Source organism: Pseudomonas yamanorum (assembly GCF_013386765.1).
In the GTDB taxonomy this organism is placed as follows: Bacteria; Pseudomonadota; Gammaproteobacteria; order Pseudomonadales; family Pseudomonadaceae; genus Aquipseudomonas; species Aquipseudomonas yamanorum_A.
In genome coordinates this window covers 1-1,464 of the sequence record NZ_JACARE010000086.1, presented here as the reverse complement: position 1 = coordinate 1,464, position 1,464 = coordinate 1, and the positions used below count along the sequence as shown (strand labels likewise).

At 62.8% G+C, this 1,464-nt stretch carries 1 protein-coding gene; it reads left to right on the top strand.

The window, feature by feature from the left end; all coding sequences use genetic code 11:
* The first annotated feature begins 103 nt into the window (after positions 1-103).
* Positions 104-1,456 (top strand): tetratricopeptide repeat protein, encoded by a 1,353-nt coding sequence (locus tag HX875_RS32335; RefSeq protein WP_177048989.1) that lies wholly within the window; start codon positions 104-106, stop codon positions 1,454-1,456.
* The last annotated feature ends 8 nt before the right edge of the window (positions 1,457-1,464 follow it).

The following is a 1,464-nucleotide window of genomic DNA, read 5'->3' as shown; positions in this document are numbered from 1 at the left end:
AAGGCTCGGCAGCTGCTACGGGGTGGTCTGGTTTTTGAGAAACCCATCACTGGCACAAGGTTTGCCCCTCTAACCGCTATCTGAACCACTGAGTTTGAAGCGCATGTCACTGGATTACCTGGGCAACCCCATCGACACCCTCAACCCCGCCACCCGCCAGGGCCTGGATGATTTCATCGGCGGTTTTCTCGGCTATCAGCCCCGTGCCGAGGGCATTCTGGCGGTGGCCGATGCCGACCCCGGCTCAGCCCTGGCCAACGGATTTGCCGGTTTGCTGCTGATGTTTATCGAGTCGCCCGAAGGCCCTGACTTGGCCGAGAAATATCGCCAGCGCGCGGCGACGGTGAACTCCGAGCATCCCCGGGCGCGGTTGTACCTGGAGGTGCTGCAGGCCTGGATCAACGATGAGCTGGACGAGGTGCTGCGCCTGAGTGAACACCTGCTGGATCTTTATCCCCGGGACCTGTTTGCCGCCAAGCTCAACCAGTACCTGGAATTCAACCGGGGTAATTGGCCGGCGCTGCTGCGGATCGGGTTGAAGGCCACGGCGGGTGCGCCGGATATCGCCCACAGTCACGGGTTGCTGGCGTTTGCGTATGAGCAGTGTCATTTGCTGGAGGAAGCCGAGGCCAGTGCGCGGGAGGCCTTGCGCTTGCAGGCATCCGAGCCTTGGGCGCATCACGCGCTGGCCCATGTGATGCTGACTCAGGGGCGCATCGAGGAAGGCATCGGGTTTCTGGAGGGGGTGAAGCATCACTGGGATGGGTTGAACTCGTTCATGTACACCCATAACTGGTGGCACCTGGCGTTGTTTTATCTGGGCCGTGGTGAGGATCAGCGGGTGCTGGAGATTTATGACCGGCATGTGTGGGGGATCTTGCCGGAGTACTCCCAGGACCAGGTGGGCGCGGTGTCATTGCTGGCACGGCTGGAGTTGGCGGGGATTGATGTGGGTGAACGCTGGCAGGCGTTGGCGCCTTACCTGCAGCGCCGGGTCGGGGATGCGGTGCAGCCGTTTTTGAGTGTGCAGTATCTGTATGGGCTGGCCCGGGCCGGAAAGCCAGAGGCGGATCAGTTGTTGGCGGCTTTGCGGCGCCACAGCCTTGATGCGCGGCCGGTGTGGGGGGAAGTGACTTTACCGCTGGCGGAGGGGTTGTTGGCGCACGCCCGAGGGGACGCTCAGCGGGCGCTGGAGCAGTTGGGGATTGCGTTGCCACGGTTGAACGAGATTGGCGGCAGTCATGCCCAGCGGGATTTGTTTGCGCAGGTGGAGCTGGATGCGCGGTTGCGGGTTGGGGATTGGTTCGGGGCGCAGCAGGCGCTGGAATTGCGCCGGCGGTATGACGGGCTGGATGTGCCGACGAATCGGGCTTTGGGGGTGGTGTATGAGGCCTTGGGGTTGCCTGGGGAGGCGCTTCGGGCGCGGTCGCGGATTGGGGGGATATCCATTATTTAGGTAACGGC

Excerpts from the sequence above, each read along its gene's own strand:
- HX875_RS32335 (WP_177048989.1), top strand. The coding sequence starts at position 104 with ATGTCACTGGATTACCTGGGCAACCCCATCGACACCCTCAACCCCGCC.